Origin of the sequence: Mesorhizobium sp. B2-4-6, from assembly GCF_006442775.1 — a bacterium.
GTDB lineage: Bacteria > Pseudomonadota > Alphaproteobacteria > Rhizobiales > Rhizobiaceae > Mesorhizobium.
The window spans coordinates 160,787-181,759 of the sequence record NZ_VFVI01000002.1 but is presented as its reverse complement, the minus strand read 5'-3'; the positions used below and the strand labels follow the sequence as shown (position 1 = coordinate 181,759).

At 63.8% G+C, this 20,973-nt stretch carries 19 protein-coding genes and 1 tRNA gene; 10 read left to right on the top strand and 10 right to left on the bottom strand.

Features of this window, described 5'->3' with window-relative positions; genetic code table 11:
• Positions 1 to 19: 19 nt before the first annotated feature.
• Positions 20 to 109 (bottom strand) — tRNA-Ser (locus tag FJ957_RS06770).
• 220 nt (positions 110 to 329) lie between these two features.
• Here FJ957_RS06770 and FJ957_RS32060 point away from each other — a divergent pair.
• From FJ957_RS32060 to FJ957_RS06735, 8 genes are all read left to right on the top strand, one after another.
• Positions 330 to 425, top strand: coding sequence for a putative RiPP precursor (locus tag FJ957_RS32060; protein ID WP_210243236.1), 96 nt, complete (start codon positions 330 to 332; stop codon positions 423 to 425).
• A 262-nt stretch (positions 426 to 687) separates the two neighbouring features.
• Entirely contained in the window at positions 688 to 1,950 is a 1,263-nt protein-coding gene (locus FJ957_RS06765; RefSeq protein WP_140829879.1) for a septal ring lytic transglycosylase RlpA family protein, read from the top strand.
• A 122-nt stretch (positions 1,951 to 2,072) separates the two neighbouring features.
• A complete protein-coding gene (locus FJ957_RS06760; protein ID WP_140829876.1) occupies positions 2,073 to 3,251 on the top strand; it encodes a D-alanyl-D-alanine carboxypeptidase family protein in 1,179 nt (392 codons plus the stop codon).
• A 72-nt stretch (positions 3,252 to 3,323) separates the two neighbouring features.
• Complete coding sequence (tmk, locus tag FJ957_RS06755) at positions 3,324 to 3,998, top strand: dTMP kinase (protein WP_140829874.1); 675 nt, start codon at positions 3,324 to 3,326, stop codon at positions 3,996 to 3,998.
• A complete protein-coding gene (locus FJ957_RS06750; protein ID WP_140829871.1) occupies positions 3,995 to 5,050 on the top strand; it encodes a DNA polymerase III subunit delta' in 1,056 nt (351 codons plus the stop codon). The genes tmk and FJ957_RS06750 overlap by 4 nt, the downstream gene beginning before the upstream one ends.
• A gap of 90 nt (positions 5,051 to 5,140) precedes the next feature.
• Positions 5,141 to 6,688 carry a methionine--tRNA ligase gene (gene metG, locus FJ957_RS06745; protein ID WP_140829867.1) on the top strand — a complete coding sequence of 516 codons (1,548 nt, stop codon included), beginning with the start codon at positions 5,141 to 5,143 and terminating at the stop codon, positions 6,686 to 6,688.
• The gene (locus FJ957_RS06740; protein WP_140829864.1) at positions 6,688 to 7,482 is read left to right on the top strand and encodes a TatD family hydrolase; all 795 of its coding nucleotides are present in this window, start codon (positions 6,688 to 6,690) and stop codon (positions 7,480 to 7,482) included. The genes metG and FJ957_RS06740 overlap by 1 nt, the downstream gene beginning before the upstream one ends.
• Positions 7,483 to 7,485: 3 nt before the next feature.
• The gene (locus FJ957_RS06735; RefSeq protein ID WP_140829862.1) at positions 7,486 to 8,307 is read left to right on the top strand and encodes an MBL fold metallo-hydrolase; all 822 of its coding nucleotides are present in this window, start codon (positions 7,486 to 7,488) and stop codon (positions 8,305 to 8,307) included.
• A gap of 836 nt (positions 8,308 to 9,143) precedes the next feature.
• Here the strand turns inward: FJ957_RS06735 and FJ957_RS06730 are convergent.
• The 4 genes from FJ957_RS06730 to FJ957_RS06715 all read right to left on the bottom strand — a co-directional run bounded on the left by FJ957_RS06730 (position 9,144) and on the right by FJ957_RS06715 (position 12,244).
• Positions 9,144 to 10,019, bottom strand: coding sequence for an aldose 1-epimerase family protein (locus FJ957_RS06730; protein ID WP_140829860.1), 876 nt, complete (start codon positions 10,017 to 10,019; stop codon positions 9,144 to 9,146).
• A gap of 182 nt (positions 10,020 to 10,201) precedes the next feature.
• Positions 10,202 to 10,918 carry a Bax inhibitor-1/YccA family protein gene (locus tag FJ957_RS06725; protein ID WP_140672970.1) on the bottom strand — a complete coding sequence of 239 codons (717 nt, stop codon included), beginning with the start codon at positions 10,916 to 10,918 and terminating at the stop codon, positions 10,202 to 10,204.
• 34 nt (positions 10,919 to 10,952) lie between these two features.
• The gene (locus tag FJ957_RS06720) at positions 10,953 to 11,726 is read right to left on the bottom strand and encodes an anti-sigma factor (RefSeq protein WP_140829858.1); all 774 of its coding nucleotides are present in this window, start codon (positions 11,724 to 11,726) and stop codon (positions 10,953 to 10,955) included.
• Positions 11,723 to 12,244: a sigma-70 family RNA polymerase sigma factor gene (locus FJ957_RS06715; RefSeq protein ID WP_246685780.1), complete on the bottom strand. Its 522-nt coding sequence runs from the start codon at positions 12,242 to 12,244 to the stop codon at positions 11,723 to 11,725. Before FJ957_RS06715 ends, FJ957_RS06720 begins: the two co-directional genes overlap by 4 nt.
• A gap of 146 nt (positions 12,245 to 12,390) precedes the next feature.
• Here FJ957_RS06715 and FJ957_RS06710 point away from each other — a divergent pair, with 146 nt between their 5' ends.
• Entirely contained in the window at positions 12,391 to 13,575 is a 1,185-nt protein-coding gene (locus FJ957_RS06710) for an amino acid aminotransferase (RefSeq protein ID WP_140829854.1), read from the top strand.
• A gap of 70 nt (positions 13,576 to 13,645) precedes the next feature.
• Positions 13,646 to 14,482: a nucleoside triphosphate pyrophosphohydrolase gene (gene mazG / locus FJ957_RS06705; RefSeq protein ID WP_140829852.1), complete on the top strand. Its 837-nt coding sequence runs from the start codon at positions 13,646 to 13,648 to the stop codon at positions 14,480 to 14,482.
• On the opposite strand, the gene hflX is transcribed toward mazG, so the two are convergent.
• The 5 genes from hflX to FJ957_RS06680 all read right to left on the bottom strand — a co-directional run bounded on the left by hflX (position 14,479) and on the right by FJ957_RS06680 (position 20,937).
• Entirely contained in the window at positions 14,479 to 15,864 is a 1,386-nt protein-coding gene (gene hflX / locus FJ957_RS06700) for a GTPase HflX (protein WP_140829850.1), read from the bottom strand. The two genes, mazG and hflX, sit on opposite strands and share 4 nt — an antisense overlap.
• The gene (hfq, locus tag FJ957_RS06695) at positions 15,865 to 16,110 is read right to left on the bottom strand and encodes an RNA chaperone Hfq (protein ID WP_006202172.1); all 246 of its coding nucleotides are present in this window, start codon (positions 16,108 to 16,110) and stop codon (positions 15,865 to 15,867) included. It lies immediately after the preceding gene.
• Between the two features lie 143 nt (positions 16,111 to 16,253).
• Entirely contained in the window at positions 16,254 to 17,117 is an 864-nt protein-coding gene (locus FJ957_RS06690) for a D-amino-acid transaminase (protein ID WP_140829848.1), read from the bottom strand.
• A gap of 177 nt (positions 17,118 to 17,294) precedes the next feature.
• Positions 17,295 to 18,656, bottom strand: coding sequence for a sigma-54 dependent transcriptional regulator (locus FJ957_RS06685; RefSeq protein ID WP_140829846.1), 1,362 nt, complete (start codon positions 18,654 to 18,656; stop codon positions 17,295 to 17,297).
• Positions 18,646 to 20,937 carry a PAS domain-containing sensor histidine kinase gene (locus tag FJ957_RS06680; RefSeq protein ID WP_140829844.1) on the bottom strand — a complete coding sequence of 764 codons (2,292 nt, stop codon included), beginning with the start codon at positions 20,935 to 20,937 and terminating at the stop codon, positions 18,646 to 18,648. The genes FJ957_RS06685 and FJ957_RS06680 overlap by 11 nt, the downstream gene beginning before the upstream one ends.
• Between the last annotated feature and the right edge of the window lie 36 nt (positions 20,938 to 20,973).

The window sequence follows — 20,973 nt, the reverse complement described above, 5'->3', positions numbered from 1 at the left end:
AGATGGGTGACGCTTGACGTGGCGGAGGGAGTGGGATTCGAACCCACGGTGAACTTGCGCCCACGCCGGTTTTCAAGACCGGTGCCTTAAACCGCTCGGCCATCCCTCCATCGTGATTTTCACGAGGCGCTTCGTCCTGTTGGTGCCAAAGGCCGTGCCGACAGGATCGGGAGCGCCCATGCTCTAGTGCGACGCGCAAAGACCTGTCAATCGCAGGAACGGCTCAATCCATCGTTTTGCGGAGCCGGGGACAGCCGGTTCGTTGCATTGACAGTACCGTCAAGAGCCTGTCAATCTCAATCTGCTAATATTTCAAACAGGGGGCAATCATGAAGAAAACCTACGAGAAACCCGTGCTGACGAAGCGTGGCATGCTGTCTCGTGCGACGGCCCAGCAGGTGTCGTCAGATGCGCGGGCAGACTAGCGGACAACCTTTGGTCTTATTCGGATTTGATGCCGTCGATCTTGTGGGCCGACGTTGTTGGCAGCAGGGCATTCTCGAAGAGCGCGGATTTTCCGAGCGTGGTGGTACCGCCTCTCGCCATAATCTCGCCCTGTTGCGGCCATAATCGATTAACATCGTGATAAGCAATTCCTGTGCAAAAGGGATTGGGGATCAAGGTGTTGGCCTGGCGGGCGACTTCTGGCCCCGTCGGGTGACAACACGGTAGGGGACAATCGAAAACATGCAGATTTCGGCGCGCCCGCGTCTTCGTCGCGCTTCTGTTTTCGCCCTGTGCGCCCTTTCGGGCGTGCTGCTGGCTGCCTGCGCCTCGCAGCCCGAACCCAAAGGGATGGTCCACAAGAAGGCCCGCTCCAAGGAATATTTCGCCGAATCCGAATATGGCGTGAAAGCGAGCCCGCGTGTCCAGTTCATGCGGCGCGGCGGCGGCCGCGACCAGCTCGGCAAGCCCTACCAGGTGCGCGGCAAGTGGTACTATCCCAAGGAAGACAAGGGCTACGCCAAGGTCGGGCTTGCTTCCTGGTATGGCGATGCGTTCCACGGCCGTCTGACCGCCAATGGCGAAATCTATGACATGACGCATCTGACGGCGGCGCATCCGACGATGCCGCTGCCGAGCTATGCCCGCGTCACCAATCTGGAGACCGGCAGCTCGGTGATCGTGCGCGTCAACGATCGCGGCCCCTATCACGAAGGCCGCATCATCGACGTCTCCGAACGCGCGGCGCAGATGCTCGACTATGCCAAGGTTGGCACGGCCAGGGTCAAAGTCGAATATGTCGGCCGCGCGCCGCTCGACGGCGATGACGACCGGTATCTGGTAGCCTCGTACCATCCCGGCAACAACCGGCCAGATCCTTCGGACGGCCTGCCGACCGGCGTGATGGTGGCCATGAACGGCCCGTCGCCGAGCCTGCCGGCGGGCGCGCCGCCGGCCCCCGTGCCGTTCCCTGGCCAATTGACCAATTCCGGAGAGGCCTTTGCCGCGCAGCCGGGCCTGTCGGAGCAGCCGACCGTGCAGCCGGTGGCATTCTCGGTGCAGGGCGCTAGCGATGTCGTGCTGCCCGATTTCGGGCCGATCGTACCGGAGCGGCCGGATCTTACGCTCCCGTCGAACTCGCCCTTCGCCATGGCTTCGCTGTCTTACGCGGACGAACGGGCAAAGCGCGCCGATGTCTTTGCGGCGCTCGATGCCGGCGGCATGTCGCCGGCCGATGTCCTGCAGTCGTGGCGGAAATCAAACCGTCAGGAACAGGCGCCCGCATCCGACTACGTCGCCGCCGGCTCCTTCGACGAGGCCGCGGAGGCAAAGCGCGTGGCCGCGGCGCTCGAGCCGTTCGGCCGGGCCGAGATCCAGCGCACCGAGCTCGACGGCAATGACTGGTATGCGGTCAACGTCTATCCGGACGGCCATGGCAGCATCGACGACCTGCTTCAGGCAGCCTGGTCGCATGGCGCGCCGGATGCACTGGCTGTGCGTAACTGATCAAATTCGCGCGGCCCGTTGATCCGGTCGAAAAAACCCTGATAGCTTGGCCGCGGGGTAGTTTTGCGCAATTCCGGGTGGCTCCACGCTTTCCGGCATTGCCCAGATTGGGTCGACATTTCATGCAATTGCGCCTTTTTCCACCTTTCGCCAGCCTTCTGGGATTGGTGCTGGCGCTGCTTTGCTCCGCGCCTGCGTGCGCGCAGCTTTTTGAGACCAAGGCGACACAGGCGTTCATGATCGATGCCGACACCGGCACCGTGCTCTTCGCCAAGGACCCCGACAAGCCGATCCCGCCGGCCTCGATGGCCAAGCTGATGACGATGGAAATGGTCTTCAACGCCATCAAGTCGAAGCGGATCACGCTCGACGACACTTTCGTCGTCAGCGAAAACGCCTGGCGCACCGGCGGCGCGCCGTCCGGGACCTCGACCATGTTCGCCAAGCTCAAATCCGAGGTCCGCGTCGAGGATTTGATCCAGGGCGTCACCGTGCAGGCCGCCAATGACGGCTGTATCGTGCTCGCCGAGGGCATGGCGGGCTCGGAAGCGAATTTCGCCGCCCAGATGACCGATCGCGCCCGCCAGCTCGGCCTCTCGAAATCCACCTTCGCCAATTCGACCGGCCTGCCGGCGGACGGCCAGCAGACGACGGTGCGGGAGCTGACGATGCTGGCGCTGCATCTGTGGCGCGACTATCCGGAGTTCTTCCACTATTACGGCCAGCCGGACTTCACCTGGAACAAGATCTCGCAGAGAAACCGCAATCCGCTGATCGCCATGGGCATCGAAGCCGACGGCTTCGTGGCCGGCGCCAGCGAGCAGGCGGGCTTCGGCCTGGTCGGCACCGTCAGCCACAATGGCACGCGCGTGATCGCCGCTCTCAGCGGACTGGCAAATGACCGCGAACGCTCCGAAGAGGCGCGCAAGCTGCTCGACTGGGGCTCGCGGTCATTCCAGAAGACCGAGATATTCGCCAAGGACGAGGTGGTCGGCGAAGCGCAGGTTTTCGGCGGTGCCAAGTCGGGCCTGGCCTTGAAAGCGAAAGGTCCGGTAGACATCTTTCTGCCGATCGCCAACCGCGACAAGCTGACCGCCAGGATCATCTACCAGGGTCCGGTATCGGCGCCGGTCGAGGAAGGGCAACCGGTCGGGGAACTGCGCGTTTGGATAGGCGACACGCTGAGCCAGCAGACGCCGCTCTATGCCGCCGAGTCGGTGAAAGTGGGCACGCTGCCGGAGCGCGCGCTGGACGCGGCCAAGGAACTCGCTGTCGGCTGGCTGCGTCAGAAACATTTGTGATCGGGCAAGTTCGTGGACCTTTTGTCGGACGGGAGCTATGACAGCGGCCAGCACGGGCAAAGGCAGTCTCGATTGGCGAGCGGATTTTTCATCACCTTCGAGGGCGGCGAAGGAGCAGGCAAGTCGACACAGATCGAGCGGCTGGCGCGGCGCATGCGCGCCAAGAAATACGAGGTGCTGGTCAGCCGCGAACCGGGTGGATCGCCCGGCGCCGAGGCCGTAAGGCATGTGCTCCTGTCCGGGGCGGCCGAGCCGTTCGGCCCAAAGATGGAGGCGATCCTGTTCGCCGCCGCGCGCTCTGACCATGTCGAGCAGGTCATCCGGCCCGCGGTGGAGCGCGGCTCGATCGTGCTGTGCGACCGTTTCATCGATTCCTCGCGCGTCTACCAAGGGGTCACGGGCGGCCTCGATGCCGATTTCATGAAGGCGCTGGAGGCGGTGGCCATCAACGGCATGATGCCGGACATGACGCTGATCTTCGACATCGATCCCGCTGAGGGCCTGAAGCGGGCGGCCGCGCGGCGTGGCGCCGGTGACGCCGCCGACCGCTTCGAAAAGGAGACCTTGGCCATCCACCGGCGGCGGCGCGAGGCTTTCCTCGCCATCGCCGAGGCGGAGCCGGCGCGCTGCATCGTCATCGACGCTTCCGCCGATCCCGATACGGTGGAAAATGTCGTCACCGCCGCCGTCTTCGCGGCGCTGGAAGAACGGATGCCGGCGCAAAGGATTGAGACGGCGCCGGCATGATCTTCGAACGCATCGCCCCCGAGCAGCACGACACGCTGGACGGCGTGCCTGAGCCGGCTGAAACGCCGCGGCTGATCGGCCACGCGACGGCGGCAGGGATGCTTGCCGGCGCCTACCGCGCCGGCAAGCTGCCGCATGCGCTGATTTTCGCCGGGCCGCAAGGCATCGGCAAGGCGACGCTGGCGTTTCACATGGCGCACCATCTCCTGAGATATCCGGATTTCAAGACGTCGCCCGACACGCTTGCCGTCCCCGATCCGGCCTCCTCGCTGTTTCGCCAGATTGCCACCGGCGCGCATCCTTCGGTGCTGCATCTCACCCGTCCGGCCAACGAGAAGACCAAGAGCTTCAAGACGGTGCTGACCGTCGACGAGATCCGCAAGGTCAGCCGCTTCCTGTCGATGACCTCGCATGACGGCAGCTACCGGGTCGTCATCGTCGATCCGGCCGACGACATGAACACCAACGCCGCCAATGCCTTGCTCAAGAATCTCGAGGAGCCGCCGGCGCGCACCCTGTTCATTCTGGTGGTGCATGCACCGGGCAGCCTGTTGCCGACGATCCGCTCGCGCTGCCAGATGGTGCGGCTGGCGCCCTTGGCCGCCGACGAGCTGATGGCGGTGCTGGAAAATGTCGAGCCGCCGCCGCCGGACGATCCGGCCGCGCGCGCAGCACTTGCCGAGCGGGCAGGGGGCAGCGCCCGCAACGCGATCCTGCTCACCCAATATGGCGGGCTGGAGATCGCCGGCGCGCTCGACACGCTGGTGGCGGCCAGGAAGCCCGACATTGCCGGCGCCCACCGCCTTGCCGAGGCGGTGGCGGGACGCGATCAGGCTATCCAGTTCGACATCTTCAATCGCCGCGCGCTCGACCTGCTTTCGGCCGCCGCCAGCGAAGCGGCGTTGGCCGGCGACCTCGCCAGGGCCAAATCGCTGTCCGAGGCTTGGCACGAAGCGTTGAACACGATATCTGAGGCCGAGACCTATAACCTCGACAAGAAGCAGCACGCCCTGACCATGATCGACCGCCTGAATTCTGCGATGCGAATGTGAATGCGCCCTTGTCCTCGGGATGGCAATCGCCGTCTCGATGAGATATCCACCGCCACACTTCCCATTCAGACATTCATGGCGATTTCATCCATGGCACGCGAAAAATTCTATCTGACCACCCCGATCTTTTATCCGAATGGCAAGCCGCATATCGGCCATGCCTATACGGTCATTGCCAGCGACGCACTGGCCCGCTTCCAGCGGCTGGACGGCAAGGACGTGTTCTTTCTCACGGGCACCGACGAGCATGGTCTCAAGATGCAGCAGACGGCCGAGAAGGAAGGCATCACGCCCTTAGAGCTTGCCGACCGCAATTCAGCAATCTTCCGCTCGATGACCGAGACCCTCGGCGCCTCAAATGACGAATTCATCCGCACGACCGAACCACGCCATTACGCATCCTGCCAGGCGATCTGGAAGGCGATGGCCGCGAATGGCGACATCTATCTGGACCGCTACAGCGGCTGGTATTCGGTGCGGCAGGAGGCCTATTTCGACGAGAGCGAAACCACGCTCGGCGAGGATGGTGTGCGCCGCGAACCGCTTGGGTCGCCTGTCGAATGGAACGAGGAGGAAAGCTATTTCTTCCGGCTGTCCGCCTATCAGGACAAGTTGCTGGCGCTGTATGAAAGCCAGCCGGATTTCGTCGGTCCGGCGGAGCGCCGCAACGAGGTGATGAGCTTCGTCAAGTCCGGCCTGAAGGATCTGTCGATCTCACGAACCACCTTCAAGTGGGGCGTTCCGGTGCCCGGCGACGACAAGCATGTGATGTATGTGTGGGTCGATGCATTGACCAACTACATCACCGCCGCCGGCTATCCCGATACCAAGTCCCAGAAATGGAGCTTTTGGCCGGCCACGCATATCATCGGCAAGGATATCGTGCGCTTCCATGCCGTTTACTGGCCGGCTTTCCTGATGTCGGCCGGGATCGAGCTGCCGAAACGGGTCTTTGCCCACGGCTTCCTGTTCAACCGCGGCGAGAAGATGTCGAAGTCGGTCGGCAATGTCGTCGACCCGTTCGCCATGGTCGAACATTACGGTCTCGACCGCGTGCGCTACTTCTTCCTGCGCGAGGTGCCGTTCGGCCAGGACGGCAGTTACAGCCATGAAGCGATCGTCAACCGCACCAATGCCGATCTCGCCAACGGCCTCGGCAATCTGGCGCAGCGGTCGCTGTCGATGATTGCCAAGAACTGTGGCGGCAAGGTGCCGGCGCGCGGCGACCTTGCCGAGGCCGACGCGGCGATCCTCGACCAGGCGATCGAAGCGTTGGCCGTTTCGCGCCGGGCGATGGCGGAGCAGGGCATCCACCTGGCGCTGGCGGCGATCTTCGGCGTTGTTGCCGAAGCCGACCGCTATTTCGCTTCGCAGGAGCCCTGGGCGCTCAAGAAGACCGACCCGGAGCGCATGGAAACAGTCTTGTGGACAACGGCCGAACTGGTGCGGCGTGTGGCACTGCTTTGCCAGCCCTTCGTTCCCGGGTCGGCTGCCAAGCTGCTCGACCTGTTGGCGGTGCCGGCGGACAAGCGCGCCTTCGAGCATGTCCACGCCGACCACGCGCTGGTGCCCGGCGCGGCATTGCGGGCGCCGGAGGGCGTGTTTCCGCGCTATGTCGAGCAGGACGGCAACAGCTGATGCTGGTCGACAGCCATTGCCATCTCGACTTTCCGGACTTCGCCGAGGAGCGGGCGGCTATCGTCGCCCGCGCCCTCGCCGCCGGCATCGGTCGCATGGTGACGATCTCGACGCGCGTGAGGCGCTTTCAGCAAATCCTTGAAATCGCTGAAATTTTCAATGAAGTCTATTGCTCGGTCGGCACCCATCCGCACAATGCCGCGGAAGAGCTGGACGTCACCGCCGACGAGCTGGTGCGGCTTTCCGACCATCCCAAGGTGGTGGCGATCGGCGAAGCCGGACTCGATCACTATTATGACAAGGCGCCGCGCGATGCGCAGGCGCAAGGCTTTCGCACCCATATAGCGGCCGCGCGCCGGACCGGCCTGCCGCTGGTCATCCATTCGCGCGATGCCGACGACGACATGGCGGCGATCCTCGAGGACGAAACAGGGAAGGGCGCCTTCCCCTTCATTCTGCACTGTTTTTCGTCCGGACGCAGGCTGGCCGAAGTCGGCGTGGCGCTGGGCGGCTATGTCTCTTTTTCCGGCATCCTGACCTTCAAGAATTCCACCGAATTGCGCGCCATCGCCGCCGATGTCCCGCGCGACCGGCTGCTCGTCGAAACCGACGCACCCTACCTTGCGCCGGTCCCGTATCGCGGAAAACGCAACGAACCGGCCTATGTGGCGAACACGGCAAAGGTGCTGGCCGAGACCATCGGCCTCAGCGAGGCCGAGATCGCCGATATCACCACCGGAAACTTCTTCCGGTTGTTCACCAAGATGCCGCGTCCCGACAGGGCGGCAGGCTGAAGCATGGGCGACCGGCTGCGCTTTACCGTTCTTGGTTGCGGCTCATCGCCCGGCACGCCGCGCATCACCGGCGATTGGGGCAATTGCGACCCCAAGAATCCGAAGAACCGACGCATGCGCACGGCCGCGCTAGTCGAGCGTATTGCCGCCGACGGCGCGCGTACCACGGTCGTCATCGACACCGGGCCGGATTTCCGCGAGCAGATGCTGCTGGCCTCCGTCAAGCGCATCGACGCGGTCGTCTACACGCATCCGCATGCCGACCATATCCACGGCATTGATGATCTGCGCGGCTACGTGCTCGAGCAACGCCATCGCATCGATGTCCATGCCGACGAGCCGACCATGCTTCGGCTGCGCCAGGCGTTCGGCTATTGCTTCGAGACGCCACCCGGCAGCTCTTATCCGCCGATCGTTGAGGCTCACATCATCGACCACGCGAAGCCGGTGGTGATCGAAGGCGAGGGGGGCGCCCTCGCCCTTGAGCCGCTGCCGCAGATTCATGGCGACATCATCTCGCTGGGCTTCCGCGTCGGCGGGTTCGCTTATTGCCCTGACATCAGCGACTTTCCGACCGCCACGGCAGAGCGTTTGCGCGGCCTCGACACGCTGGTCATCGATGCGCTGCAGTACAACACGCATCCTAGCCATTTGTCGCTCGGCCAGGCGCTGGAATGGATCGAAAAGCTGGCACCGAGGAATGCCGTGCTGACGCATATGCACGTGCCGCTCGACTACGCCGCGGTGATGGCCGAAACGCCGGATCACGTGGTGCCGGCCTATGATGGCATGGTGCTCGAAATCCCTTACGAGTCAGAACGATAGCGTCGGCTGCTCAATTTGTGCTGCAGTTCGTCTGTCGAACGTTCGGTCGAGATCTCGAAGTCGCGAAGCGTTGCAAGGAGTAATCCGCGGAGTTCGTCGCAGCAGCGAAAGCCGTAGCAATTCCTGGGTATGCGCCCCGACCCGATAGTTCCATAATCTATCTTATGCGACAAACCTGCCAGATCGACTCGTTTGGTCTCTAAGCGAAAGGCTGGAGTTTTCGAACGTCCTTCAAACGAAAGGAGTCGCCGGCTGGTCAATGGCATGATCGCCATTCTTCTGGTCGCCGCTGACCTGATCGCCGGTCATGCAACCCGTGATCAAAAGCAGGCGGCCGCCGCTCACTAGGTGGCGGCGGTTCATCGAAGCGGTTTGTTCCGTGGTGTTATAAGGTGGATAGCAAGTAGTTTGATGCAAGGTGGCCGATTATTACGAGAAAGAAGATGATGAATATTATCATCCAGCCTACTATGGTCGAACGTTTCAACGCGCTTTGTCCTTGGTGCTAGTTGAAGACCGTGTTTAGCAATGCCGCGAGGCCGGGTGCTATCAGCATGATCCAAATGATCAGCTTTCGAAGGTGGCGGTGTACGTGCATCGATCACCTCGACTTATGCAATCGCCCGGACATCGTATTCCGTGGCGATCCGACTTCCAAGTCCGGCGACTGTTTCAGCATTTCCATAAGCTGCAACAGCGCCGGATCTGGTGGTGCTCATGTACCCAGCCTGCCGTTCGCGTATGGCGCTCGATCAGCATACGAAACCGCCGCAACGCCGATGCCGTTCCCGACCCCGAAATGGACTGGAATGCCCGCCTTGATCGCGAACCATGCCCTACAGTTCCCGGCTGAGGCCTATCCGGTAGCTCAGCACGCGCCGGGCGCCCGGCTCGATCAGCATGACACCCGGCTTGTCAGCGAACTCGCCGTCGAAATCGATGGGGCTGGCGATGCCATGCCACGGCTCGATGCACAGGAACGGCGCGCCGCCGGGCTTGGACCAGATGCCCAGCTCGTTGAAACCCTGCCAGGACACCTCGATCGCCGGCCCGCGCCCGGCGGCATAGCGCACGCTGGTGCTGGCCGGCCTGTCGAGGATGACGGCGTCATCGTCGAACAGTTTTTCGGAAAGCGGCAATTTCTTTCCCTCGATTGGTGTCGGTTGCGGGTCCGGCAGCAGCAGGCCGTCCTTCAGCCGGCGGACCGGCGCCGGCTCATCGTCGGCGAAGGTCAGCCGGTAGGCCTCCCTGGGCAGTTCCGGCAGCAGCGGCCAGTTGAACGCCGGATGCGCGCCGATCGAGGCGGGCAGCGGCTCGTCGCCCGTGTTGGCGATCTCGAAGGTCACGCCGAGCTGCCGGGGTTTCAGCTCGTAGCCGATGGCCAGGCGAAAGGCGAAAGGGTAGTGCGTCCGGGTCTCGGCGTCATCGGTAAGCACCAATGTGCAGGAGGTCGGCCCCTGCTCCCTCCAGGCAAAACCCCTGTCGCGGGCAAAGCCATGCTGCGTCATCGGATAGGTTTGGCCGCGATGCCGCAGTTGGTCGCCCTTGAGCCGGCCGACGATCGGGAACAGGACCGGCGAATGACGGCGCCAGACGGGGCCTGCCTGCCACAGAAGCTCGGTGCCGTCGGCATCGCGCAGCGAGACCAGCTCGGCCCCCTGCCCGACGACGGTCGCCGAAATGCCGTCAGCGTGAAGCGTCAGTTGTTCCATTGCGTCCTCGCGGCTGGCTGGTCTGGCCGGCAGGCTAGCAAAAGGCCGCGCGTGAACTCAAGCGCGGCGGACATGCCGCACCTCACCTTGGCCGTGGATGCCTCGATGCAGAGTCGAAAAAATGGCCGGAGGTTTCCCTCCGGCCATGCCGAGGTCAGCAGCGTTGCCTGCTACGGCCCGGCCTATTCGCGCTCGCCGGTGAAATTCAAGAGCAGCTGGAAGATGTTGATGAAGTTCAGATAGAGCGAGAAGGCGCCGAAGACGGCGAGCTTCTGCTGCGATTCCGCGTCGAAATTCTCCGCATACTGCTCCTTGATCGTCTGCGTGTCCCAGGCGGTCAGGCCGACGAAGACGGCAATACCGATCACCGAGATGGCGAACTGCAGCGCGGTCGAGCCGAGGAACAGGTTGACCAGGCTGGCGATGACCACGCCGATCAGGCCCATGATCAGGAAGGACGAGAACTGCGTCAGGTCGCGCCTGGTCGTGTAGCCGTAGAGGCTGGTGGCGCCGAACATCGTGGCGGCGATGAAGAAGGTGCGCGCGATGCTGGTCGAGGTGAAGACCAGGAACACCGAGGCGAGCGAAAGGCCCATGACGGCGCAGAAGGCCCAGAACATCGCCTGCGCGCCTGAGGCCGACATGGTCTGCATCCTGAACGAGAAGAGCATGACGAAGGCGAGCGGCGCCAGCATCACCACCCATTTCAGCGGGCTGGAGAAGATCGGCACATAGAGCGCGGGCGTCGAGGCCACGAAGAAGGCGACGAGGCCGGTGACGACAAGGCCGAGGCCCATATAGTTGTAGACGCGCAGCATGTGCTTGCGCAGGCCCTCGTCATAGACGGCTCCGGCCTGGACGCCGGCGCCCGTTCGGTATCCCAGATTGGGGCTGTTCATTTGGTTCTCCTTGGTTCTCAGTAGAGGGTCTGTTTCAGTAGAGCGTCCTGGCGAGTTTCTCGGCGGCATGGTCGAGATTGACGGCGTCGCTGCGTCCGACCACGGCATAGGCGACCTCGCCGATCTGGAAATAGGCGGTTGAAATGTCATCGGAGGGCGCGACCGTCGGCTTCACGACGTCGAAAGTGCCGGGCCTGATGGCGAACAGCGAGACGAGGCCGAGGTCCTTGGTCTCGACAGCCACCTCGACGCTCGGCCCGAATTGCGAGGGGTAGACCTGGACGTCGCGAACCTTCCAGTCGTCGGGCAGCGACGGCATGACGATCGCGGTGGCGGCGCGGATCTCGTCGGCATCGTAGCCCGGCGCCTCCTGCTGCGACGGCATCGTCTCGCGCACCAAAGTCGTGCGGTGCGCCCTGACCGCATCCTCGACATAGGCCGGCGGCTGCGTCGAGGCGACCACCTTGGTCACCGCGATCGGCCCGAAAATGCCGTTGGCCAGCCAGCCCGCCGCGACCAGCACGGCCGCGGCCGCGGCCCGCTGCAGCACGGCAAGGATACGTCCCCTGGCAAGTGCCCTTTCCAGCCGCCGCGCCGCTTCTGTCGTGGCCGGACGCGCCATGCCGATGGGGCCTGCAAGCGCGACTCGCAGTTCATCGCGCGTCCTCAAATCGGACATCACGCGCGCCGCCGCTTCCGGGCGCGCGGCGAGGAACGCTTCGACCTCGATGCGGCGGGCGACATCCAATTGGTCGTCGACATAGGCGTCGAGGTCGGCATCGGTTACGGGGTCGACAATGGCGGTCATTGATCGTCTCCCACGATCCTGAGATGAGGCTTGGCTTTCGGCGCCGCGCCCTCTTCCACCTCGCGCAGCGCGGCACGCGCGCGGCCGATGCGCGACATCAAGGTTCCGAGCGGGATACCGATGACTTCGGCTGCCTGCTGATAGGATAGCCCTTCGATGGCGACGAGGTGCAGGGCGGAGCGCTGCTCCTCCGGGAGCGAGAGAAACGCTTCCCGGACCTGGGACAGGCGCACCGCATGGTCCTGCGACGCCGGCATGCTTTGGTCGGCAACAAGGCCGGCCTGTTCGATGCGCGCCGCCTCGGAGCGGCGCGAGCGCATGCGGTCGATGAAGATGTTGTGCACGATCGCCAGAAGCCAGGCACGCAAATTGCCGCCCGAGCGAAAGGTCGCGCGTCGCTCATAGGCGCGCACCAGCGCGTCATGGACGAGATCCTCGGCGTCGGCGCTGTCGCGCGTCAGCGAGCGCGCATAGCGCCGCAGCGACCCCAACTGCCCGACGATGTCGAAGCGTGGCATCGACCGTTTCATGCCCTGTTTACGGAGCATGTAGGGATTTTAATCCCCTGCCCGGCATTTCTTTTCGTGCCGCCCGTATTTGAGGAAACCGCTGGCGCGGCGGAGTCGATTTGCGTATCAATCCGCCGCCATTGGAGTCCTTTTCGATGTTCGAGACCCTGCAGCCCGCGCCCGCCGACAAGATCCTTGCCCTGATCGGCCTCTATCGCAACGACCCGCGGCCCGGCAAAGTCGACCTCGGTGTCGGCGTCTACAAGGACATAGACGGCAGGACGCCGGTGATGCGCGCCGTGCGCGAGGCCGAGAAGCGGCTGCTGGCGAGCCAGGACACCAAGACCTATCTCGGCCTTGCCGGCGACACCGGCTTCAACGCCGCCATGATCAAGCTCGCCTTCGGCGAGACTACCGACCATTCGCGCATCCGCGCGGCACAGGCGCCGGGCGGGTCCGGCGCGCTCAGGCTGGTGGCGGAGCTTCTGCAGCGCACGCGTCCCGGTGCGACGGTCTGGCTGTCCGATCCGACCTGGCCGAACCATCCACCGGTGATGCGCGCCGCCGGCCTCGAGGTTCGCAACTATCCATATTTCGATGCCGCTTCGGGCGCTGTCCGCTTCGACGAGATGCTGGCGACGCTCAGGACGGCCAACAGCGGCGATGTCGTGCTGCTGCACGGCTGCTGCCACAACCCGACCGGCGCCAATCTCAATGCCGCGCAGTGGGCCAAGGTCGCCGACGTGCTGCTGGAGCGCGGTCTGCTGCCTTTCGTCGACATTGCCTATCAGGGCTTTGGCGAGGGCCTCGACGCCGACGCCGCCGGTCTGCGGCTCTTGGCCGGCAAGGTGCCGGAAATGGTCGTCGCCTCGAGCTGCTCGAAGAATTTCGCCGTCTATCGCGACCGCGTCGGCGCCGCGATGATCATGGCCAAGGACGGCGCCCAGGCGGACGTGGCGATGAGCCAGATGCTGGCGGCGGCGCGCGCGCTCTATTCGATGCCGCCGGACCATGGCGCGGCGGCCGTGCGTACGGTGCTGGAGGACGCCAGCCTGAGAAAGGATTGGGAGACGGAGCTCGAGGAGATGCGGCTGCGCATGCTCAGGCTGCGCGTCGCCTTCGCCGAAGCCCTCAGGCGTCAGTCCAACTCCGATCGCTTCGATTTCGTCGCCAGCCATCGCGGCATGTTTTCGCGGCTCGGCTTGACCGAGGCGCAAGTCGAACGCCTGCGCGCCGAGCACGCCGTCTATATGGTCGGCGACAGCCGCATCAACGTGGCCGGCCTGCCGGAGGACGGCATGGACGACCTCGCCAAGGCGATCGTTTCGGTGCTTGACTGAGGCTGTGGACAACTCTTTTCAGTGTCCGGCCAGGATTGGTCGGACGCTGACCGCGAGATAGGCTCAACTCATGAAGCCCTCCAAGGACATTTCCCGGCTGATCGAGATCATGGCAGCGCTGCGAGCGCCGAAGACCGGCTGCCCCTGGGATATCGAGCAGAATTTTACGACCATCGCGCCCTACACGATCGAGGAGGCCTATGAAGTGGCCGACGCGATCGCGCGCGGCGATTTCGACGATCTGCGCGAGGAGCTGGGCGATCTGCTGCTGCAGGTCGTCTACCATGCGCAGATGGCCGAGGAGATCGGCGAGTTCGCTTTCGGCGATGTCGTCGAGGCCATCACTACCAAGATTATCCGCCGCCATCCGCACGTCTTCGGCGACGAGAAGGCGCGCAGCGCCGGCATGGCCAAGGGCATGTGGGAGAAGATCAAGGCGGTTGAAAAAGCCGAGAAGCGCGACGCCCGGCTCGCGCGCGGGCTCGATCCGGAAGATCACGGCAAAGGCTATCTCGACAGCGTGCCGGTCGCGCTCCCTGCCCTGACGCGCGCCCTGAAGCTGCAGGAGAAGGCAGCGCGCGTCGGCTTCGACTGGAGCGAGGCAGCCCCGATTCTCGACAAAATAGAGGAAGAGATCGGCGAATTGCGCGAGGCGCTCGCCACCGGTGACGCGGCTCCGATCAAGGACGAGTTCGGCGACATGCTGTTTGCCGTCGTCAATCTCGGCCGCCACCTCAAGCTCGATTCGGAAGCGGCGCTCAGCGGCACCAACGACAAGTTCCGCTCGCGCTTTCACTATGTCGAGCAAGCCTTGGAAGCTTCGGGCGGTTCACTGGAGAAGGCAACGCTCGACGAAATGGAAGCGCTCTGGCAGCAGGCCAAAAGCGGCAAGGAATCAGCCGATTAGCTGCCCTTGCGATGTAGGCGGCTCTCGATTTCCCGCCTGGCGCTATGCGTGGCCGTGAGCGAGAGGGTGACGCTGCCGTCCTCATTGTCGGTACGCGAAACGACGTCGCCGTTGCGGTAGAGCCAGTCGACCTGGCCGAGCTGAGCCGGGCTCAACGTCACGGTCATCGTTTCCAGTTCGCCCGACACCCGCGTTTCGATGAGCGCTTTCAGCGTGTCCAGTCCTTCGCCGGTCACCGCTGAAATGGCTATCGGCGGAGACTTGCCGCTTGCCCCTTCGTCAAGCAGCCGCTCGCGATTGCCTTCGTCGAGCAGATCGATCTTGTTCCAGACCTCGATCACGCGGTTCGCGTCGGCGGCGTCGACGCCAAGATCGCCGAGGATGCGTTCGACGTCTTCGGCCTGGGCCGCCGTATCGGGATCGGAGATGTCGCGCAGATGAAGCACCAGATCCGCCTCGACGACTTCTTCCAACGTCGCCCGGAAGGCCGCCACCAGATGCGTCGGAAGGTCGGAAATGAAACCCACCGTGTCGGACAGGATCACCGGCGTGCCGTGCGGCAGCCGCACGCGCCGCAACGTCGGATCAAGCGTCGCGAAAAGCATGTCCTCGGCCAGCACCCCTGCCCCGGTCAACCGGTTGAACAGCGTCGACTTGCCGGCATTGGTGTAGCCGACGATCGCCACCACCGGGAAAGGCACCTTCTTGCGCTTGGCGCGATGCAGGTCGCGTGTGCGCCGCACCGTTTCCAGCTCATGCTTCAGCTTGGTGATCTTGTCCTGCAGGATGCGACGGTCGGATTCGATCTGGGTTTCGCCGGGACCGCCGAGGAAGCCGGCGCCGCCGCGCTGCCGCTCGAGGTGAGTCCAGCTCCGCACTAGGCGGCCCTTCTGGTAGTTGAGATGGGCGAGCTCGACCTGCAGCGCGCCTTCCTTGGTGCGCGCCCGCTCGCCGAAGATCTCGAGGATGAGCCCGGTGCGATCGAGCACCTTGGCGTTCAGTTCCTTTTCGAGATTGCGCTGCTGCACCGGGGTCAGCGGATGGTCGACAATGACCAGTTCCGCCTTGCGTTCCTTCACGATATCCGCGAACTCGGCCACCTTGCCGCTGCCGAGCAGCGTGGCCGGCCGCGGATCGGCAACCGTCACCACCGCGGTGTGAACCGGGTTGAGATCGATGGCGCTGGCAAGGCCGACCGCTTCGTCGTGGCGTGCATCCGCCGAACGGCTCAGACGCGGGCGACTCGACTCATCGTCGCCGCGCGGCTGGCGGGTAAGCACCGGCACAATGACGACGGCCCGGGTCGGATCCTTGGAATCCGGCCCGAGTTGATGTCCTTGTTTTCCGCGAACGCTGCGGTCCGCGTCCTTATCACGTGCCAATCAGGCGCCCTGGCTTTCCTCGCCATCGAACATCTGAACCGGCTGGCTCGGCATGATCGTGGAAATGGCATGCTTGTAGACGAGCTGGGAGTGCCCGTCACGCCGCAACAACACACAAAAATTGTCGAACGAAGTGACGACGCCGGTCAGCTTCACGCCGTTGATGAGGAAGATGGTAAGTGGATTTTTGCTCTTGCGAACTGAATTCAGGAACAGGTCCTGAAGATTTTGCGATCGTTCCGCCATTTTTCTTGTCTTTCGCCGATCCCCTTCGGTTTGCGGGCCAATGCGCCAAATTACGCGGCACCTGTCAAGCGCGCAAACCCCCTCTTGCCGACACAATGGCAAGCAGAATGAGATAGTTGAGGTTAATTCCAGCTGTGCGGTTATCAGGCTGGACTTTTTTCCGCAACGTCAAAAAAGGCCTGCCGCAACGAAAGTGTCATGGAACCAGGATGGCCATTTGCGATCGGCGCGCCGTCAATTTCGACAACCGGCATGGCGATTGTCGTCGCCGAACTGATGAACGCTTCCCTGGCCGCCTTGGCCTCGGTGACCGAAAAACCACGTTCTTCGATCTTGAGGCCGAGCTTTGCGGCGACATCGAAAAGCGTCGTGCGGGTGATGCCGCGCAGGATGCCGTGCTCGGCCGGCCGGGTCACCAGGACGCCGTCGCGGGTGACGATCCAGGCGTTGGACGAGCCGCCTTCCTTGACGTTGCCGTCGGTGTCGACGAACCAGGCTTCCTGGGCGCCGGCTTCCTTGGCCTTCTGCTTGGCGAGCACATTGGGCAAGAGGCCCGTGCTCTTGATGTCGACGCGATCCCAGCGGTTCTCAGGCACCGTGATGACCTTAATGCCGGCTTCCACCCGCTTTGCCGCCGCGGCCGGATCGGCCTTTCTGGCGGTTATGACCAGGGAAGGCCTCGTGCCTGCCGGCGGAAACACGAACTCGCGGCTGGCGACGCCGCGTGTCACCTGCACATAGACAAGGCCGTCGATAACGCCGTTGCGATCGACCACCTCGCGCAGCAGCATCGGCAGGACGCCTTCCGAGACGGGCCAGGCGATCGACAGTTCCTTCAGCGAGCGCTTAAGCCGGGCAAGATGGCGCGGCATGTCGACGATATGGCCGCGCGCCACTTCGCAGACCTCATAGACGCCGTCCGCGAACTGGTAGCCACGGTCCTCGATATGGACGCTGGCTTGGGCATGGACGACATAGCGCCCGTTGACATAGGCAATGCGCGGCATGGGCATCCTCAGGGAAATATCTGGCTTTCTTAGGCGATTCCGCCCCTGCCGTAATGAACAATCGCGTGGGCCAAGCCGGCCCTGGCAAGCCGGCCCCGGGGGGCTTACGCAATTCCGCACGGACAGCTACGGCGAAACCGCCGAGCCTAACCGCTGCGCACTTTCCTGGAATTGCTTTTACACACCCAGCGACTTCAGCTTGCGGTGGAGCGCCGAGCGTTCCATGCCGATGAACTCGGCCGTCTTCGAGATGTTGCCGCCGAAGCGGTTGATCTGGGCGATCAGATAGTCCTTCTCGAATTGCTCGCGGGCCTCGCGCAACGGCAGCGCCATGATGTGCTGGTCCGACTGGTTGGGCGTGCGTGGCATCACGTCGCCGATCTCGGAGGGCAGAAGATCGGCGGTGATCGGCGCATCGGCCTCTTCGCCGCGCGCCAGAATCATCAATCGCTCGACATTGTTGCGCAACTGGCGAACGTTGCCCGGCCAGTTATGCGCCTGCAGCACGGCCAGCGCATCGTCGCCGATGCGGCGCGGCTTGATGCCGGCCTGGCGCGCGATCTGCTTCATGAAATTGTCGACGAGATAGGGAATGTCCTCGCGCCGCTCGGCGAGCCCCGGCACGATGACCGGAACCACCGCCAGGCGATGGTAAAGGTCCTCGCGGAAGCGGCCGTCGGCGATCATCGCTTCGAGATTCTGCGAGGTCGAAGAGATGATGCGGACATCGACCTTGACGCGCTTGGTGCCGCCTACCCGCTCGAATTGCTGCTCGACCAGCACGCGAAGGATCTTGTTTTGCGTTTCGCGCGGCATATCGGCGACTTCGTCGATGTAGAGGACGCCGCGATGCGCCTCCTCCAGCGCGCCGACCTTGCGCTCGGTGCCGTTCGATTCTGTGCCGAACAGCTCGATCTCCATGCGTTCGGGCGTGATGGTGGCCGCGCTCAGCGTCACGAACGGACCGGTCTTGCGCGATGAAAGCGTGTGGATGGCGCGCGCCGTCAGTTCCTTGCCGGAGCCCGAGGGACCGACGATCATGACGCGGCTGTTGGTGGGCGCGACGCGCTCGATGGTCTGCCGCAGCTGACTCATCGCCGACGACATGCCGATCAGGTCGAAGGTCTCGCCGCTGCGCTGCTTGAGGTCGGAAACCTCGCGCCGCAGCTTGGACGTCTCCAGCGCGCGCTCTGCGACCAGGATGAGGCGATCGGCCTTGAACGGCTTCTCGATGAAGTCGTACGCGCCGCGCCGGATGGCCGACACCGCCGTCTCGATGTTGCCGTGGCCGGAAATCATCACCACCGGCATGTTCGGGTGCATGGTCTTGATCTCGTCGAGCAACGCCAGGCCGTCGAGGCGCGAACCCTGCAGCCAGATGTCGAGGAAAATCAGCCGCGGCGCGCGATCGGCGATCGCCGCGAGCGCGCTGTCGGCATCATGCGCCGTGCGTGTTTCATGACCCTCGTCGCTCAGGATACCGGCGACAAGTTCGCGGATGTCTTCCTCGTCATCGACGATGAGAATGTCAGACGCCATTACCGACCTTTTCAGTTTCTCTTTCGTGTTCGCTTCGACCCTCACCGCGTGGCGGCGCAGCTACGATCGTCGCCGGGGGCAGGATGATCGAGATCATCGCGCCCCGGCCGCCGTGGAAATCCGCTGGCGCGTCGTGCAATTCGAGACGGCCGCCATGGTCCTCCACGATCTTCTTGACGATAGCGAGACCAAGCCCGGTGCCCTTCTCGCGTGTCGTCATATAGGGCTCGAGAAGCCTTTGGCGATTCTCGCGCGGCAGCCCCTTGCCGTTATCGATAACGTCGATTCGTATGGCGCCATCTTGGCGCCCGGCCTGAATCCGGATTGTGCCGTCCGAACGGTCTTTCGCATCAAGTCCGTCGATCGCCTCGGCCGCGTTCTTGATGACGTTGCCAAAGGCCTGCGCCATCAGGCGGCTGTCGAAAGTGCCTTTCAACGGCTCGTTGCCGAAATCACGTTTGAAGGCGATGTCGGAGCGGCTGACCTCGACCAGGAAGGACGCCTCGCGCAGCGATTCACGCAGGTCGATAGCCTTCATCTCGGGCTTCGGCATGCGGGCAAAGGCCGAGAATTCGTCGACCATGCGGCCGATGTCCTCGACCTGGCGGATGATGGTATCGGTGCACTGGTCGAAGACCTCGCGATCCTCGGTGATGACCTTGCCGTAACGGCGCTTGATGCGCTCGGCCGAAAGCTGGATCGGCGTCAGCGGGTTCTTGATCTCATGCGCGATGCGCCGCGCGACGTCGGCCCAGGCCGACGAGCGCTGCGCCTGGACGAGATCGGTGATGTCGTCGACCGTGACCACATAGGATTTCTCTTCCTCGCCGTCGTCGCCCGCTTCGACCGTCACCTGGACATTGAAGGTGCGCTCTAGACCGCTGCGGAAGAAGGTCACCTGCTCGCGATAGACCGGCTTGCCGGACTGCCGCCCAATCTCGAAGACGCGGCCGACAAGCGGCAGGACCGCCGACAGGTTCTGGCCGAGCGTCGCATTTGCCGAAATGGCCAGCATCGTTTCGGCCGAACGATTGACGATGGTGATGACGCCGTAAGGATCGACGCCGATGACGCCGGCGGTGACACCGGCCAGCACGGCCTCGGAGAAGCGTCGCCGCTCGTCGATCAGATCCTTGGCCGAGAGCAGCTCGTTGCGCTGCGATTTGAGCTCCAGGATCATGTTGTTGAAGGTCTCGCCGAGCGAGGCGACGTCGCCATCGGACTGGCGCACCGGAACTGCAGCGTCGAGATTGCCGGTCGCCACCTCGTCGGCGGCGCCGATCAGCTGGCGGATCGGCCGCACGATCCGGTCGGCGACCGCGATGCCGGTCCAGATAGCCGAGAGCGTGATGATCAGCGTGAGCGACAGATAGGGCAGCGCGAAGGCGACCTGCGAGGTCCGGCGGTTGTCCTCGAGATTGCGGTATTCGTCGGTGTTGGACCTGACGATCTGACGCGCCTTGATCACGTCGGGATCGACGAGCCGGATCGTATACAGGTAAAGCCCTTCGATCTCGCGCAGCTTGATGATGGCGCCCATGATGTTGCGGGTGCGCGGCTCGATCAGCACCGGCTTGCCGTCGGACGCGGTGTCGACAGCGCCCGAGGGCGGCTCTGGCATGGGGAAATCGGCATCGGTCTTGGCGTTCATGACGAACGAGCCATCCGGCTTGATCAGGGCCGCATGCGCCAGTCCGCGTCCGACGGCTTCCTTGTTCAACAGGTCGAGGAAACCGCCCCGGTCGAGGCCGTAGAGCGTGCGCGAAGCGTCGAGATCGTACGCCATGGACAATGTCGTGCCCTGCAGGTTGCGCGCGTTCTCCTGCACATAGGCGTCGGCAATCGACAGCGATGAGTTGACAATCGTCTTGGTGCGGATTTCGAACCAACGGTCGAGGCCGATGTCGAGCGTGATCGACGCGATGATCGCCACCATGATGGCCGGAATGGCGGCAACCAGCGCGAACATGGCGACGATGCGCACATGCAGTCGCGAGGCGGCCCTGCCGTGGCGCCGCGCCAGGATGATGCGGCGCACCTCGCGGGCGATCAAGGCGATGAGGAACAGGACAAAGACGGCATTGGCAGCGATCAAGGCCCAGGTCGCGTCGGCCGTCGGCGCGATCGGCGTTGCGCCGACCAGGATCGCGAACGAGATGGCCGCCGTGATCATCGCGCCGGCAATCGCGACGACGCCGGGCAACGCCAGCAACCGCCGCCCGTCGCGCGCGCCGGTCTGGTTGAAAGGCGATTGGTTCAGGGTCGGAGCCTCAGCTGCCATGTCGCGGTACAGAGTCGATCATCGCGTCGGATGTAT

Bases quoted from the DNA above. Each gene is read 5' to 3' on its own strand.
- hfq (WP_006202172.1), bottom strand. From the start codon at position 16,110: ATGGCGGAACGATCGCAAAATCTTCAGGACCTGTTCCTGAATTCAGTT.
- FJ957_RS06765 (WP_140829879.1), top strand. From the start codon at position 688: ATGCAGATTTCGGCGCGCCCGCGTCTTCGTCGCGCTTCTGTTTTCGCC.
- FJ957_RS06680 (WP_140829844.1), bottom strand. From the start codon at position 20,937: ATGGCAGCTGAGGCTCCGACCCTGAACCAATCGCCTTTCAACCAGACC.
- FJ957_RS06690 (WP_140829848.1), bottom strand. From the start codon at position 17,117: ATGCCGCGCATTGCCTATGTCAACGGGCGCTATGTCGTCCATGCCCAA.
- FJ957_RS06715 (WP_246685780.1), bottom strand. From the start codon at position 12,244: ATGCCACGCTTCGACATCGTCGGGCAGTTGGGGTCGCTGCGGCGCTAT.
- metG (WP_140829867.1), top strand. From the start codon at position 5,141: ATGGCACGCGAAAAATTCTATCTGACCACCCCGATCTTTTATCCGAAT.
- FJ957_RS06685 (WP_140829846.1), bottom strand. From the start codon at position 18,656: ATGGCGTCTGACATTCTCATCGTCGATGACGAGGAAGACATCCGCGAA.
- FJ957_RS06740 (WP_140829864.1), top strand. From the start codon at position 6,688: ATGCTGGTCGACAGCCATTGCCATCTCGACTTTCCGGACTTCGCCGAG.
- FJ957_RS06760 (WP_140829876.1), top strand. From the start codon at position 2,073: ATGCAATTGCGCCTTTTTCCACCTTTCGCCAGCCTTCTGGGATTGGTG.
- FJ957_RS06710 (WP_140829854.1), top strand. From the start codon at position 12,391: ATGTTCGAGACCCTGCAGCCCGCGCCCGCCGACAAGATCCTTGCCCTG.
- FJ957_RS06730 (WP_140829860.1), bottom strand. From the start codon at position 10,019: ATGGAACAACTGACGCTTCACGCTGACGGCATTTCGGCGACCGTCGTC.
- FJ957_RS32060 (WP_210243236.1), top strand. From the start codon at position 330: ATGAAGAAAACCTACGAGAAACCCGTGCTGACGAAGCGTGGCATGCTG.
- FJ957_RS06735 (WP_140829862.1), top strand. From the start codon at position 7,486: ATGGGCGACCGGCTGCGCTTTACCGTTCTTGGTTGCGGCTCATCGCCC.
- FJ957_RS06750 (WP_140829871.1), top strand. From the start codon at position 3,995: ATGATCTTCGAACGCATCGCCCCCGAGCAGCACGACACGCTGGACGGC.
- mazG (WP_140829852.1), top strand. From the start codon at position 13,646: ATGAAGCCCTCCAAGGACATTTCCCGGCTGATCGAGATCATGGCAGCG.
- FJ957_RS06720 (WP_140829858.1), bottom strand. From the start codon at position 11,726: ATGACCGCCATTGTCGACCCCGTAACCGATGCCGACCTCGACGCCTAT.
- FJ957_RS06725 (WP_140672970.1), bottom strand. From the start codon at position 10,918: ATGAACAGCCCCAATCTGGGATACCGAACGGGCGCCGGCGTCCAGGCC.